This is a genomic window from Amnibacterium sp. (assembly GCF_036559085.1).
Lineage (GTDB): Bacteria > Actinomycetota > Actinomycetes > Actinomycetales > Microbacteriaceae > Amnibacterium.
Genome location: NZ_DATBTU010000075.1, coordinates 112,413 through 126,012 on the forward strand (window position 1 = coordinate 112,413; position 13,600 = coordinate 126,012).

Sequence of the window (13,600 nt, forward strand, 5' to 3'; positions counted from 1 at the left end):
AAATGGACGAGCACCATACGCCGCCCGCCCTGATCCAGTCGGCCGCATGATCATCGACGTCGTCCTTCTCGCCGTCGGCCTGGTGCTCACCCTGCTCACCGGGTTCTTCGTCGCGGCCGAGTTCTCGCTCGTCAACCTCGACCGTTCGGACCTCGAGGCGCAGGCGCGCAACGGCGCCAAGGGGCTGGCGCCGATCATCGGCGCCCTCAAGATCACCTCGACGCACCTTTCGAGCGCCCAGCTCGGCATCACGATGACGACGCTGCTGGCGGGCTACACGTTCGAGCCGGCGCTGTCCGCGTTCCTCGCGGTGCCGCTCGCCGCGCTGCACGTGCCGTCGGCGGCGGTCCTGCCGATCGCGGCGGTGCTCGGCCTGCTCTGCGCGACGGTCATCAGCATGGTCGTCGGCGAGCTGCTGCCGAAGAACCTCACCCTCGCGCTGCCGCTGCGGATCGCCCGGGTGGTCGTGCCGTTCCAGGTCGGCTTCACCGCCGTCTTCCGCCCCGCCGTCACGCTGCTGAACCGCACCGCGAACGCCGTGCTGCGCCTGATCGGCATCGAGCCGAAGGAGGAGCTGTCCGGCGCCCGGAGCGCCCAGGAGCTCTCCTCGCTGGTGCGCCGCAGCGCCATGGAGGGCGTCCTCGACCGCGAGACCGCCACGCTGCTCACGCGCTCGCTCAGCTTCTCCGGCCACACCGCGGCCGATGTGATGACGCCGCGCCCTCGGCTGTCCGTCATCCCCCGGTCGGCATCCGCGGCGGATGTGCTCGAGCTCGCGCGGCGAACCGGCTTCTCGCGCTTCCCGGTCACCGGCGACGACGGCGTCGACGACGTGGTCGGCCTCGTGCACGTGAAGCAGGCCATGGCCGTGCCGCGCGACCGGCGGGCCGAGGTGCCGGTCGGCGCCATCGAGACGAAAGCGCTCCGCGTGCCGGAGACCGTCACCCTCGACTCGCTGCTCGGCGAGCTGCGCGGCCGCGGCTACCAGATGGCCGTCGTGATCGACGAGTACGGCGGCACCGCGGGCGTCGCCACCCTCGAGGACCTCGTCGAGGAGCTCGTCGGCGACCTCGTCGACGAGCACGACCGCACCCGCGCGGGCGTCGTCCGCGGACGCGACTCCCTGACGTTCCCCGGCATCATGCGGCCCGACGAGCTCGAGGACCAGGCCGGCGTGCGGGTGCCCGAGAGCGGCCTCTACGAGACGGTCGCCGGGTTCGTCGTCAGCGAGCTCGGCCGGCTGCCGAAGGTCGGCGACCGGGTCCGCACCGAGCAGGGCGAGCTCGAGGTGCTGCGGCTCGACGGCAAGCGGATCGACCGGCTGCGGTTCCGCGCGGATCCGTCGGCCCAGGTCGAGCCCTCACCCGTGAGCGCGGAGGCGCCGTGAACGACTGGGCAGGACTCTTCTGGCTCGTGCTGCTGCTCGCGGTCAACGCGTTCTTCGTGGCCGCCGAGTTCGCTGTCATCTCCGCGCGCCGCTCCCAGGTGGAGCCGCTCGCGGAGGAGGGCCGCCGCTCGGCGCGCACCGCGATCAGCGCGATGGAGCACGCCACCCTGATGCTCTCGACGACGCAGCTCGGCATCACCGCCGCCTCGCTGCTCATCCTGGAGGTGTCCGAGCCGGCCATCCACCACCTGCTGGAGGCGCCGCTCGGCCTCACCGGGCTGCCCGACGAGGTCATCGGCGGGATCGGGTTCGTGATCGCGCTGGTCGTCGTCACGTTCCTGCACGTCGTGTTCGGCGAGCTCGTCCCGAAGAACATCGCGTTCTCGGCGCCCGACCGCGCCGTGCTGCTGCTCGCGACGCCGCTCGTGTTCGTCGCCCGGGTGTTCCGGCCGATCATCTCCGTGCTGAACGGCGTGACGAACGGGCTCGTGCGCCTGTTCGGTGTGCAGCCGAGGAGCGAGGCGAACAGCACCTTCACGCTCGACGAGGTCGCAACGATCGTCGACACCTCCCGCCGCGAGGGCACGCTGCAGGACGTCTCCGGCACGCTGACGGCCACGTTCGAGTTCACGGAGAAGCTCGTCTCCGAGGTGACCGTGCCCATGGACCGGATCGTCACCCTCACCGCCGACGCGACGCCGGCCGACCTCGAACGGGCCGTGGCCCAGTCCGGCTTCTCCCGCTACGTGCTGGTGGACGAGAACGGCGAGCCGGTCGGCTACCTGCACCTGAAGGACGTGCTCGACCTCGACCCCGGCGAGGTCGACCGGCCCGTGCCGAAGAAGTTCGTACGGCAGCTCACCTCGGTGTTCGCCGAGGCCGAGCTCGAGGACGCCCTCGCCGCGATGCGCCGCGGCGGCCACCACCTCGCGCGGGTGCTCGACAAGGACGGCCTCACCCGCGGCATCCTCTTCCTCGAGGACGTCATCGAGGAGCTCGTCGGCGAGGTCCGGGACGCCACCCGCCGCTGACCGGCGACGGCCCCGACGGGCCACTTCGGGCACGGATGGGCGTCATCGGACGCCCGTTCCGCCCGAAACCGCCCGTCGCGATGCGGGAGCGGGCGGCGGGAGTCCGGGCGAGGATCAGCGCTGGCCGGCGGCCCTCGAGCGGCGGCGGGCGGCGCGCACATATTGCGGCGGCCACGGGGCGTCGGCGCCGAGGTCCTCGGCGGCCGCGAGCGGGAAGTGCGGGTTGCGCAGGGACGCGCGGGCGATCATGACCGCATCCGCACGGCCGGATGCCACGATCTCCTCGGCCTGCTCGGCCTCGGTGATCAGGCCGACGGCGCTGACGGGCACGCCCGCGAGCCGCTTGACCTCCTCCGCCAGCGGCACCTGGTAGCCGGGACCCACGGGGATCTCGGCGGGGCCGTTGCCGCCGGAGGAGATGTCGAAGAAGTCGGCGCCCGCATCCCGTGCCCAGCCGGCGACCGTCGCGGTCTCCTCGACGGTCCAGCCGTCCTCGCGCCAGTCGGTGGCGGAGAAGCGGACGTAGAGCGGCGTGCTCGGCGCGGCCGCGCGCACCGCGGCGACGACCTCGAGCAGCAGCCGGGCGCGGTTCTCGAGCGAGCCGCCGTACGCATCCGTGCGCTGGTTGCTGAGCGGCGAGAGGAACTGGTGCAGCAGGTAGCCGTGCGCGGCGTGCAGCTCGAGCACGTCGAAGCCGGCCTCGACCGCCCGGCGCGCCGCGGCGGCGAAGTCCTCGACGACCTTCGCGAGCCCGTCGGCGTCGAGCGCGTCCGGCTCGTCGTAGCCCGGGAACGCGACGGCGGACGGGGCGACGGTCCGCCATCCGCCCTCGCCGACGGGGACGGTGCCGGAGGCGCCGGCGAACGGCGAGTAGGTCGACGCCTTGCGGCCGGCGTGCGCGAGCTGCACGCCGGTGGCGGTGCCGAGGCCGTGGGCGAAGTCGATGATGCGGGACCAGGCGGCGGCCTGCTGCTCGTTCCAGATGCCGGTGTCCTGCGGGGAGATGCGCCCCTCGGGGCTCACCGCGGTGGCCTCCGTGAAGACGAGGCCGGCTCCCCCGCGGGCGAGCGAGCCGAGGTGCACGAGGTGCCACTCGGTGGGCACGCCGTCCTCGTCCTCGACGGAGTACTGGCACATGGGGGCGATCCACAGCCGGTTGGGCAGGGTCAGGCCGCCCACCTCGATCGGGGAGAACAGCGTGGATGTCATTCGGGCTCCTGGGTGTCGTCGGCGAGGGCGGTGAGGAAGGCGCGGAGCGCCGCGGCCGTCGTGAACACGTGCGCTGTCGCGCCGATCGATTCGGCGCCGCGGACGTTCTCCGCCCTGTTGTCCACGAAGACGAGCGCGGCCGGTGCTATTCCGAGCTCGCGGCAGACGTGCAGGTAGACCGCGGGATCCGGCTTCGACATCCGCAGCTCGCCTGACACGAACGCCTGCTCGAACCAGCGGCTGATCGGGGCGAACCGGAAGATCCCGCCGTACTCCTCGGCGGCGTTCGAGAGGAGCGCGAGGCGCGTGCCTCCCGCGGCGAGCTCGCCGATCAGGGCGACGACATCGGGCTCGGCGGTCAGCCAGCCGCGCATGTCCGCGTTCCAGAGCGACTGCCGGCGGGCCGCGTCCCAGTCCCCGCCGCAGTCCGCCGCGATCCGCCGCCAGTACTCGTCGGAGGTGATCGTGCCGCCGTCGAGGTCGGCGCGGTAGGCGGCGTAGCCGGCCCAGAACGCGTCGGCGGGCACATCCGCGATCGCCAGGAGCTCCTCGCGGTCGGCCTCGGTCGGGGTCAGGGAGATCACCTCGCCGTAGTCGAAGACGACGACGCGGTCCCGGATGTGCAGAGCCATCCTGGGACGGTACCGAGTCGCCGGCCGAGCGCCCGCCGTACGCTGCCCGGATGGCAGGGGAGTGGGCGCCCTTCGGCGCCGCGGAGGCGAGGCGCTGGATCGCGGTCCCGGAGTCGGGCGACGACAAGTACTCGCGGGGCGTGCTCGGGGTGCTGACGGGGTCCGACCGGTTCCCGGGCGCCGCGGTGCTCGGCGTCGAAGGCGCGAGCCGGGCCGGGCTCGGCATGATCCGCTACGTCGGTCCCGCGCGGGCGGCCGACCTCGTGCTGCAGCGGCGTCCGGAGATCGTCACGGTCGACGGCAGGGTGCAGGCGTGGCTGATCGGCTCGGGGATGCCGCCGGAGCGCGACGACGCCCTCGAGCGGCAGGTGCGCGGGATGCTCGGCCAGGGCGTGCCGGTGGTGCTCGACGCCGGCGCCCTCGACCTCGCGACGTCGGGCAGCGGGCCGGTCGTCGTCACGCCGCACTACGGCGAGCTCGTGCCCGTGCTCGCCGCCGCGGGTGTGACGACCGACCGGGCGACCGTGCAGGCGGATCCGCGCACCTGGGCCGTGCGCGCCGCGCACGAGACCGGCACGACGGTGCTGCTGAAGGGCGCCGTCACCCACCTCGCCGACGTCTCCGGGCCGCGCTTCGCCGTGCAGGCCGGGCCGCCGTGGGTCGCCACGGCCGGCGCGGGCGACGTGCTCGGCGGCGTGCTCGGTGCGCTCGTCGCCACCCACGCCGATGAGATCGCCGCGGACCCGGCCGTGCTCGCCGAGATCGCGGCGGCCGCCGCGTGGCTGCACGGGGAGGCCGGGCGGCGCGCGTCCTCCGGTGGCCCGATCGCGGCCCTGGACATCGCCGAGGCGCTGCCCGCGGTGATCGCGCAGCTGCTCGCCGCCTGAGCCCGCGATCCTGAGGCGCTTCCAAGGCCCGTGGCGCAGCGACGCCCCGAGCGCCGTCTACGGTCGGATCGTGCGAAGAATCGGAGCCGCGGCCGCACTCGGGATCACCGTGGGAGGGCTGCTCGCGGGCTGCACGGCAGCCGGGGCCGCCGTCCCGGCGCAGTCCGCGGCGCCGGCCGGGCCGGCGAAGGACGGCACCTACTCCGCGACCGGCGACTACGACACCCCGGGCGGCCCCGAGTCCGTCCACGTCACCCTGTCCGTCGCGTCCGGGATCGTGCGGTCCGTGCAGGTCACCGGGTCCGGCGGCACGCCGAACGCGCAGCACTACGAGGCGGCGTTCGAGTCCGGCATCGCGGGCGTCGTGGTCGGCAAGAAGCTCGCGGGACTGACCGTCGGCGCCGTCTCCGGCTCGTCGCTCACCGGCGCGGGCTTCGATGCGGCGCTGAACGCCATCCGCAGCGAAGCGGCCAAGTGATCGCGACGACCTCGGTCACGGCGTTCGAGGCCATCGGCACCACCTGGCGGATCACGACGGAGCGGCCTCTCGAGCCCGCGGTGCGCGCCCGGGTCGACGCGCTCGTCGCCGAGTACGACCGGACGTTCTCGCGGTTCCGCTCCGACTCGGCCGTCGCCCGGCTGGCCGCGACCGGCGGCCCCGTCGACCTCGGCCGCTGGGCGCCGCCACTGATCGACCTGCTGCTCGCCTTCGCCCGCATCACGGACGGCGGGGTGACGCCCCTGGCCGGCGGCGCCCTCGAGCACCTCGGCTACGACGCCGGCTACTCGTTCGCCGCCGGTCCCGGCTACCGGTCCGCGCCGGCGTGGACGGCCCTCCACCTCGACGGCACGGTCGCGACCCTGGACGAGCCGGCCGTGCTCGACGTCGGCGCGGCCGGCAAGGGCCAGCTCGTCGACCTCGTCACCGAGCTGCTCGTCGCCGCCGGCCATCCGGCCTGCACGGTCGACGCCGGCGGGGACATCCGCGTCGTCGGCCCCGCGGTGCGCGTCGCCCTGGAGCACCCCTTCGACCCCGAGGCCGCCGTGGCGGTGGTCACGCTGGCCGATGCGGCCATCGCGGGATCCGCGCTGGGCCGCCGAGCCTGGACCGCCCCCGACGGCCGCCGCCTGCATCACGTGCTCGACGGCCGCACCGGCCGGCCCGTCGACACGGTCGCCGCCACCTGGGCCGTCGCCGGCAGCGCCATGCTCGCCGACGCGCTCGCGACCGCGCTGTTCCTCGTGGGGCCGGAGCCGCTCGAGGCCGACTTCGCCTTCGACTGGTTCCGGATGGCGGCCGACGGCCGCGCCCACTGGTCCCCGTCGCTGCAACCGGAGGTCTTCCGGTGATCGTGGTCGACCGCATCCGCGGGCCGCTCGGGCGCATCCCGATGGCGCGGCTCGTGCTGATCTGCCTCGCGGCGATCGCCCTCGTCGCCGTGATCGCCTCGATCCCGCACTGGATCGGCTACCCGACGGCGGGCCTCGTGAGCAGCCTCGTCGTCGCGCTCGTCGCAGCCCGGCTCGCGGCAGCGCTGATGGGCGCGATCTCCCGCGCGCCGGTGCACGGCACCTCGTCCCTGATCACCGGGCTGATCCTCTTCCTGCTGCTCTACCCCTCGACCAAGCCCGTGGACCTCCTGCTGCTCGCGGCCGCCGCGATCGTCGCCGCCGCGTCGAAGTACCTCGTGACCGTCGGCGGCCGGCACGTGCTGAACCCGGCCGCGGCAGGGGCCTTCGTCGTCGGGCTGACCGGCCTGTCGGGCGGGGTCTGGTGGGTCGCGAACCCGGTGCTGCTGCCGCTCGTGGCCGTCACCGGGCTGCTCGTCGCCGTGCGGGTCGGCGCCGTGCTGCCGGCCCTCGTGCTCGTGGCCGCCGGGGCGCTGCTCGAGTCCACGGCCTCCGTCGCGCAGGGCGCGGAGCCGCTGGCGGCGGTCACGGTCGCGCTGACGAGCACCCCGCTGGTGTTCCTCGCCGGCTTCATGTTCACCGAGCCCGTCACCCTGCCGCCCCGCACCGGCCAGCGGATGCTCGAGGCCGGCCTCATCGCCGTGCTGCTCGCGGTGCCCTACGTGCTGCCGTTCCGGGTGGCCACGTTCGGCCCGAGCCCGGAGCTCACGCTGCTGCTCGGCAACGTGCTCGCCGTGCTGCTCGCCCGTCCCGTCGCGGCGCAGCTGCGCTTCGCCGGCCGCCGCCCGCTGACCGCGAGCGCCACCGAGTACGCGTTCACGCCGGACAGCCCGGTGCTGCACCGCGCCGGCCAGTACCTCGAGCTGCAGCTGCCGCACCGCGGCGCGGACCGGCGCGGCATCCGGCGCACCCTCACGATCGTGTCGCCGCCAGGCGATCCGGCGCTGCGCGTCGCGGTGCGCACCCGGGAGCCGATGTCGAGCTTCAAGCAGGCGCTCGACGTGCTGCCGCTCGGCAGCCCGGTCCGTGCCGTCACGGTGTCGGGGGCGTTCACCCTGCCGGACGACCGGTCGACGCCCCTGCTGCTCGTGGCGAGCGGGATCGGCATCACTCCGTTCGTGAGCCAGCTGGAGGCGGAGCGGGCGGCGATCGCGGCCGGCGAGGCGCCGCGCGACGTGCTCCTCGTCGACCGGGTGGCCACCGGCGAGGACCTGCCGTACCGGGACGTGCTCGTGGCGAGCGGCGTCCGCGTGCTCGTCGTCTGTCCCGACCCCGGCACGCTCGGCGGCTTGCCCGAGCACTGGCACGTGGCGCAGCGGTTCGATGCCGCGGCGCTCGCCGCGGTGCTCCCGGAGCCGCGGCGGCGGATCGCGTACGTCTCCGGATCGCCGGCGTTCATCGCCCGCGCCCGCTCCGTGCTCCGCGCCGCGGGGGTGCGCCGCATCCGGACCGACGCCTTCGCCGGGTACTGAGTACGCTCGCCCCGTGAGCGGGAGCGGCGGCCGGCGGAGTCGCCCCCTCGGGCTCGTGGTCCTCATCGCCGCATTCGTGCTGCTGCACGGGCTGCTCGGCGTCGCCGGGCTCGTGCCTGGCCTCGGGGGCCCCTGGGCCGACCCGACTCCGTTCGGCGACGTGATCAGCGTCTACCGCTTCTGGATCGACTACTGGCACCAGAACGGGCAGCTCGTCGGCATCGACACCCCGTGGGTCTACCCGCTGCTCGCGCTCGTGCCGATGCTCGCGGTGTCGGTCGCGGGCGACGCCGCCTACGGGCCCGTCTGGGTCGTGCTCGTGACGCTGCTCGACGTCGGCGCGCTGGTGCTCGTCGCCCGGCGCAGCCGCCGGCTCGCGTGGTGGTGGGTGCTGTTCACCGCCTGCCTCGGCCCGGTCGCGATCGGGCGGATCGACGCGGTCGCGCTGCCGATCGCGATCGCCGGCGTGCTCGTGATCGGATCGCGACCCCTGCTCGCCACGGTGCTGCTGTCGGTCGCCACCTGGGTGAAGGTCTGGCCGGCCGCGGTCATCGCCGCGCTGCTCGTCGCGGGCAAGCGGACCGCCGCCGTGATCACCGGCGTCGCGTTCACCTCCGCCGTCGTGATCGGCGGAGCCGTCGCGCTCGGCGCCGGGCGCAACGTGTTCTCGTTCGTGGCCGCGCAGACCGGCCGCGGGCTGCAGGTCGAGGCGCCGGTGACCGGCCTCTGGCTGATCGACGTGCTGCTGCGGGTGCCCGGCGCATCCGTCTACTACGACCGGGACATCCTCACCTTCCAGGTGGCGGGCGTCGGCGTCACGCAGACCGCGGCGGTGATGACGGCGGTGCTCGCGGTCGGGGCGCTGATCGTGCTCGGGCTGGCCCTGCTCGCCCGGCTCCGCGGCGGTCGGGACGAGGACGTCGTCGCGCTCACCGCGTTCGGCCTCGTCTCCGCGTTCCTCGCCCTGAACAAGGTCGGCTCGCCGCAGTACCTCACCTGGTTCGTCGCGCCGATCCTGCTCGGCCTCCTCACGACCCGCCGGTTCCGCTTCCCGGCGATCGTCGTGCCGATCATGGCCGTGCTCACCCAGCTGGTGTACCCGTGGGGCTACTCGCTCGTCGTGAACGCGGCGCCGATCGGCATCATCGTGCTCGAGCTGCGCAACCTGCTCGAGGTCGTGCTGCTCGCCTGGACGATCGGCGCGCTGCTGCGCACGCGCGCCGAGACGACGCCGGGCACGCGGCCGCAGCCCGAGCGCCTGCCGGACCGCGCGCTGTCCTGAACGACGGATCGCGCGGAAGCCGAGGCCTCCGCGCGATCGCGTGCTGGTTCCGGATGCGACCGGTCAGTCGGTCTGGAGCAGGATCCCGTCCTGGATCGCGCGCTTCCGCAGCGCGACCTTGGTGCCGACGTCGAAGCCCGCGACCCGGTACTTCTCGCGGATGCGCTTGAGGTAGGACTTCGCCGTCTCCTCGGAGATGCCGAGCTCGTAGGCGACGGTCTTCACCGGCTCGCCGCCGCCGTAGAGGGCCATGACGCGGCGCTCCTGCGCGGACAGCTTCGGGGATCCGCCGACGTCGCCGGAGTTGATCGCGAGGTCGAGCTCGGCGGAGATGTAGGCCTCGCCGCGGTGGGCGGCGCGGATCGCGTTGACGATCATCGACACGTCTTCGCTCTTCGGCACGTAGCCGAGCGCGCCGGAGGCGAGCGCCTCGCGCACGATGTTCGGCTCCGTGTAGCTCGACATGAGCACCGTCGAGACGCCGGTCTGCTTCAGCTGCGCGAGGCGCAGGGAGACGGGCGTGTTGTCCTTCAGGTCGACGTCGAGCAGGACCACGTCGACGGGGAAGCCGGGGTGCGCGAGCAGCTCGGGGAAGGTGGTCACGGCGGCGACCAGCTGGATGTCGGAGGCGGCCCCGCGGATCCACTCGGTGAGGGCGCCGAGGAGCATCTTGTGGTCGTCGACGAGGGCGAGGCGGATGGTGCCGGAGTCGGTCACGGGGGGTCCTTTGCTTGCGCCGTGGGGGGGCGGACGGGCGGGGTCAGCGCTCGGCGGGCTTCTCGACCACGCAGTCGATCTCCACGCAGAGGCTGCCACCGCGCTGGGAGTCGATGTGGCGTCCGACCTTGCGCATAGCGTCCCACGTGGCCGGGTCGACGCGGCTGCGCGCCACGCCGGTGGTCTGGATGACGATCGGCACCCGCATCGTCTTCGCCTTGCCCTCGACGGGCTTCGCCGGGCCGACCGTGATCTCGATCGCGACGCGGGTCGCGCTGCGGCGGGACCGCTCGGGGGTGTCGCCGAGCATGAGCCAGACCGCCTGCAGCAGGGCGTCGCGCTGCTTCGGGTCGAGCAGGCCGGCGAGCGACTCCGGGTCGGACAGCGTGACGGCGCGGCCGAGCAGCTCGGACTCGCTGATCGCGTGGTAGAGCCAGGTCTGCCTGCGCCCCTCGATGAGGTGCAGGCGCAGCTCGGTCGCGAGCTCGGCCGCCGCCTGCGCCGAGGCGGGGTTCAGGGGGAGCCGGGTGCGGCCCGTGGCGACGGAGTCGAGCAGCTGCTCGGCGGCGAGGTCGAGGCGGGCGAGCTCCTCGGAGGCGAGCATCCCGACCGCGAACCTGGGCGCGGAGACGGTGGACTGCACGAGCACGCGCTCGAGCTCGCGGCCGACGATCCGCCGGAACGAGTGCACGATCAGGGCCGCGATCACCGGCGGCAGCACCGCGCGGCCGATCATCGCGACGGCGGACTCGAGGCCGCCCTCGGGCACGGGGGAGCCGGCCCACGACGCGAGCACGAGGACGGCGAGCACGAGGCCCAGGCCGCCGGCGGCGAGGATGACGCTCCGGCTGGACCGCACGCCGACCATCGCCAGCAGCACGAGCGCCGTCGCAGGTGCAGCGGTGAGATCACGGGCGAGGTCACCGCCGCCCCAGACCGCGAGTGCGTCGAGCGCCACGACACCGCCGAGGCCGCCGACCAGGGCGCCGCCGATCCAGGGGCTGAGGGTGTCGCCGGCGGAGCGCGAGGCGAAGGCGAGGCCGACGAGCAGGCCCGCGAGCAGCAGCCAGGCCAGCGCGGCGAGCCCCGGCGCCGGATAGCTGCGCCACTCGAAGGCGAACCGCCCGATGTCGAAGCACAGCAGCAGCACCGCCATGATCGTGGCGGCGATGCCGAGGAAGCCGGTCCCGAGGCTCGTGCGCGCCGGGCGGGGGCCCGCCTCCGCCCGCGGCAGCCGGAGCGCGGGAAGGCGCCGGACGACGTCGTCGCGGTCCGCGGTGGCGGTGCGGTGGGCGCGCCGAGGGGCGAGGATCGACGCGACGGCGACGTCCTGCTCGGGGGCGACGGTCATCGGGGAACCTCCAGGACCACGGTCGTCCCGGAGCCCTGGGCCGAGAAGACGCGGGCGTTGCCGCCCATCTCGGTCAGGCGGGCGACGATCGACTCCCGGTAGCCGAGCTTGCCGGCCGGGACGGCTGCGGGTTCGAATCCGACCCCGTTGTCGGTGACCAGCGCGCGGACCGTGGTCTCGTCGTCGGTGATCGTGACGTGCGCCTCCTTGACGCCGGAGTGTCGGCGCACGTTCTCGAGGCACTCACCGAGCGCCAGCAGGAAGCGGTCGAGCTTCTGCGGCGGCAGCGACACGGACGTCGCGCCGTGCCAGCTGACCTCGAGGCCGAGGCGCTCGAACCGCTGGCGGACGCTCTCCAGCGAGTCACCCGGGTCCGCAGTCGCGCCGTCGCTGGTGCCCTCGTCGTCAGCGGAGGGGCCCGAGACGACGCTGAGCGGCGAGGCCGAGAGGCGCAGCTGGCGCAGCAGGCGCGCGTCGTCGCCGGCCTGGCGCCGCAGCGCGTCGCGGCTGACGCCGACGCCGGAGTGGGCGAGCAGGGTGAGGGTGGCGAGCACGGTGTCGTGCAGCAGGCGCGCGCCCTGGCGGCGCTGCGCCTCGGTCTCGCTCGCCTGCCGCTCGCTGCGGTGCGCGCGGCCGATCGAGGAGACGCGGCGGGCGGCTCGCAGCAGGCCGGCGGACAGCACCGCGCCGGCGGCGACGAGGCCGCTCCATCCGGCGATCGTGGAGAGGGCGGCGAGGCCGAGCAGCGTCTGGCCGGCGAAGACGACGACCACGACGATCATGGTCACCGCGAACGCGCCGACCAGCACGAGCATGCGGCCGAGGCTGATCGTGAGCAGCACCGCGGCGGCGGCGATCGCACCGGAGGTGAGCACCCGCATCGCGTCGGCGAGGGGCAGCGGCAGCTCGGCGGTGCCGGCGAGCCCCGTCCAGCCGGTGAAGGCGCCCGCGGCCTCGCAGCGCAGCAGGATGACGGCGGCGAGGCCGAGCACGATGGTGGCGATCGGCCACTCGACGGCCTTCGTCTGCCCCATCCGCACCTGCGCGCCCGCCAGCAGCGCGAAGAACGGCAGCGCGAGCAGCAGCGCCGGGAGCGTCATGCCGCCCAGCACGAGCAGCAGGAACGCGACGACGGTGGAGGTGAGCCCGATCAGCCGGGCGCTCTCGGCGAGGAGCCGGTCGCGTTGCTTGAGGATGCGTTCCATGACTTCCGCTGCGGGTGTCGACGCGCGGCCGCGGGGGTGCGGGGCGCGAGTCGTCATGGAAACACACACCGTGCCCCGGACAGGGGGTGCCGCGCCGGTTGAAGGTTTTGCGTTTCCCATCCGGTACCCGAGCGCGTCGGCGGATGCAGGCACCCATCGCGCGGATCCGGAGTTCCTGCGCGACACGCCGTCCGCGGCGCTCGAACTGCGGCGTGTCGTCCGGTTTCTCCGGAACGGCGCGATCAGCGCGGCGCGATCACTCGGGCGGGATCCAGCCCTCACGGATGGCGTGGCGGCGCAGCAGCAGCTTCGTGCCGAGGTCGACGCCGGCCGCCCGGTACTTGCGACGGCCGCGCTTGATGTAGCTCTTCGCGGTCTGGTCGGTCGTCGCCATGTGCAGGGCCACCTCGTGCACGCTGCGGCCGCCCGCGTACAGCTGCAGCGCCATGAGCTCCTGCTTGCCGAGGCTCGGATCCGCGCGGTTCGCGTACTCCTCGAGCGCCGCGGCGACCGCGGGGGAGCGGTGCTGCCGCCCGTGCGCCACGTCGTGCACCGCAGCGACCAGCTCGTCGGCCGACTCGGTCTTCGCGACGAACGCCGCCGCACCCGCGGACAGGGCCGCGTGCACGGTGGCCGGGTCGCCGGAGCGGGCGAGCACGACGACGGGGACATGCGCCTCCTCGAGCGACTTCAGCTTCTGGTCGAACGGCACGCCGTCCTCGAGGTTGTACTCGACCACGACGACGTCGACGGGGAAGGCCGGATGCGTGAGCAGGTCGTCCCAGCGGGTGAGCGCTGCCGTCACATCGATGCGGCTGCGGGCCGCGCCGAGCCGCGCGGCGAGCCCCTCGACGAGGAGGCGGTGGTCGTCGACGATCGCGATCCGCACCCGGTGGGTGCCGGCACCGTTGCCGTCGAGCGGGCGCCGATGCGCGGACAGCGGATGCGTGTCGGCCGTCATCGTGCCGATCCGCTGCTCCTCGATCGTCATGCGGTCCCTCCCGGCGCCCATCGTAG

The 13,600-nt window shown here is 74.1% G+C and carries 13 protein-coding genes; 7 read left to right on the forward strand and 6 right to left on the reverse strand.

Features of this window, described 5'->3' with window-relative positions; genetic code table 11:
• Positions 1-46 precede the first annotated feature (46 nt).
• Entirely contained in the window at positions 47-1,387 is a 1,341-nt protein-coding gene (locus VIG76_RS14190; RefSeq protein WP_331955283.1) for a hemolysin family protein, read from the forward strand.
• On the forward strand, positions 1,384-2,418 hold the full coding sequence (locus VIG76_RS14195) for a hemolysin family protein (protein ID WP_331955285.1): 1,035 nt from the start codon (positions 1,384-1,386) through the stop codon (positions 2,416-2,418). Before VIG76_RS14190 ends, VIG76_RS14195 begins: the two co-directional genes overlap by 4 nt.
• Before the next feature lie 114 nt (positions 2,419-2,532).
• Here VIG76_RS14195 and VIG76_RS14200 read toward each other — a convergent pair whose 3' ends face one another.
• Positions 2,533-3,627 carry an NADH:flavin oxidoreductase/NADH oxidase gene (locus VIG76_RS14200; protein WP_331955287.1) on the reverse strand — a complete coding sequence of 365 codons (1,095 nt, stop codon included), beginning with the start codon at positions 3,625-3,627 and terminating at the stop codon, positions 2,533-2,535.
• The gene (locus tag VIG76_RS14205) at positions 3,624-4,259 is read right to left on the reverse strand and encodes an HAD family hydrolase (protein ID WP_331955289.1); all 636 of its coding nucleotides are present in this window, start codon (positions 4,257-4,259) and stop codon (positions 3,624-3,626) included. The genes VIG76_RS14200 and VIG76_RS14205 overlap by 4 nt, the downstream gene beginning before the upstream one ends.
• A gap of 50 nt (positions 4,260-4,309) precedes the next feature.
• On the opposite strand from VIG76_RS14205, the gene VIG76_RS14210 reads away from it, so the two are divergent.
• The 5 genes from VIG76_RS14210 to VIG76_RS14230 all read left to right on the forward strand — a co-directional run bounded on the left by VIG76_RS14210 (position 4,310) and on the right by VIG76_RS14230 (position 9,310).
• Positions 4,310-5,146 (forward strand): ADP-dependent NAD(P)H-hydrate dehydratase, encoded by an 837-nt coding sequence (locus VIG76_RS14210; protein WP_331955291.1) that lies wholly within the window; start codon positions 4,310-4,312, stop codon positions 5,144-5,146.
• A 70-nt stretch (positions 5,147-5,216) separates the two neighbouring features.
• On the forward strand, positions 5,217-5,624 hold the full coding sequence (locus VIG76_RS14215; RefSeq protein ID WP_331955293.1) for a hypothetical protein: 408 nt from the start codon (positions 5,217-5,219) through the stop codon (positions 5,622-5,624).
• Positions 5,621-6,496, forward strand: coding sequence for an FAD:protein FMN transferase (locus tag VIG76_RS14220; RefSeq protein ID WP_331955295.1), 876 nt, complete (start codon positions 5,621-5,623; stop codon positions 6,494-6,496). Before VIG76_RS14215 ends, VIG76_RS14220 begins: the two co-directional genes overlap by 4 nt.
• A complete protein-coding gene (locus VIG76_RS14225; RefSeq protein WP_331955297.1) occupies positions 6,493-8,028 on the forward strand; it encodes a ferredoxin--NADP reductase in 1,536 nt (511 codons plus the stop codon). The genes VIG76_RS14220 and VIG76_RS14225 overlap by 4 nt, the downstream gene beginning before the upstream one ends.
• 13 nt (positions 8,029-8,041) lie before the next feature.
• Positions 8,042-9,310: a glycosyltransferase 87 family protein gene (locus VIG76_RS14230; RefSeq protein ID WP_331955299.1), complete on the forward strand. Its 1,269-nt coding sequence runs from the start codon at positions 8,042-8,044 to the stop codon at positions 9,308-9,310.
• Positions 9,311-9,373: 63 nt separating this feature from the next.
• Here VIG76_RS14230 and VIG76_RS14235 read toward each other — a convergent pair whose 3' ends face one another.
• The 4 genes from VIG76_RS14235 to VIG76_RS14250 form a co-directional block, all read right to left on the reverse strand.
• Positions 9,374-10,027 (reverse strand): response regulator transcription factor, encoded by a 654-nt coding sequence (locus VIG76_RS14235; RefSeq protein WP_331955301.1) that lies wholly within the window; start codon positions 10,025-10,027, stop codon positions 9,374-9,376.
• 43 nt (positions 10,028-10,070) lie between these two features.
• Entirely contained in the window at positions 10,071-11,378 is a 1,308-nt protein-coding gene (locus tag VIG76_RS14240) for a hypothetical protein (protein WP_331955303.1), read from the reverse strand.
• Positions 11,375-12,583, reverse strand: a complete 1,209-nt coding sequence (locus tag VIG76_RS14245; protein ID WP_331955305.1) for a sensor histidine kinase — start codon at positions 12,581-12,583, stop codon at positions 11,375-11,377. Before VIG76_RS14245 ends, VIG76_RS14240 begins: the two co-directional genes overlap by 4 nt.
• Before the next feature lie 256 nt (positions 12,584-12,839).
• Positions 12,840-13,574, reverse strand: coding sequence for a response regulator (locus VIG76_RS14250; protein WP_331955307.1), 735 nt, complete (start codon positions 13,572-13,574; stop codon positions 12,840-12,842).
• Between the last annotated feature and the right edge of the window lie 26 nt (positions 13,575-13,600).

Bases quoted from the DNA above. Each gene is read 5' to 3' on its own strand.
- VIG76_RS14245 (WP_331955305.1), bottom strand. From the start codon at position 12,583: ATGGAACGCATCCTCAAGCAACGCGACCGGCTCCTCGCCGAGAGCGCC.
- VIG76_RS14190 (WP_331955283.1), top strand. From the start codon at position 47: ATGATCATCGACGTCGTCCTTCTCGCCGTCGGCCTGGTGCTCACCCTG.
- VIG76_RS14200 (WP_331955287.1), bottom strand. From the start codon at position 3,627: ATGACATCCACGCTGTTCTCCCCGATCGAGGTGGGCGGCCTGACCCTG.
- VIG76_RS14250 (WP_331955307.1), bottom strand. From the start codon at position 13,574: ATGACGATCGAGGAGCAGCGGATCGGCACGATGACGGCCGACACGCAT.
- VIG76_RS14210 (WP_331955291.1), top strand. From the start codon at position 4,310: ATGGCAGGGGAGTGGGCGCCCTTCGGCGCCGCGGAGGCGAGGCGCTGG.
- VIG76_RS14240 (WP_331955303.1), bottom strand. From the start codon at position 11,378: ATGACCGTCGCCCCCGAGCAGGACGTCGCCGTCGCGTCGATCCTCGCC.
- VIG76_RS14205 (WP_331955289.1), bottom strand. From the start codon at position 4,259: ATGGCTCTGCACATCCGGGACCGCGTCGTCGTCTTCGACTACGGCGAG.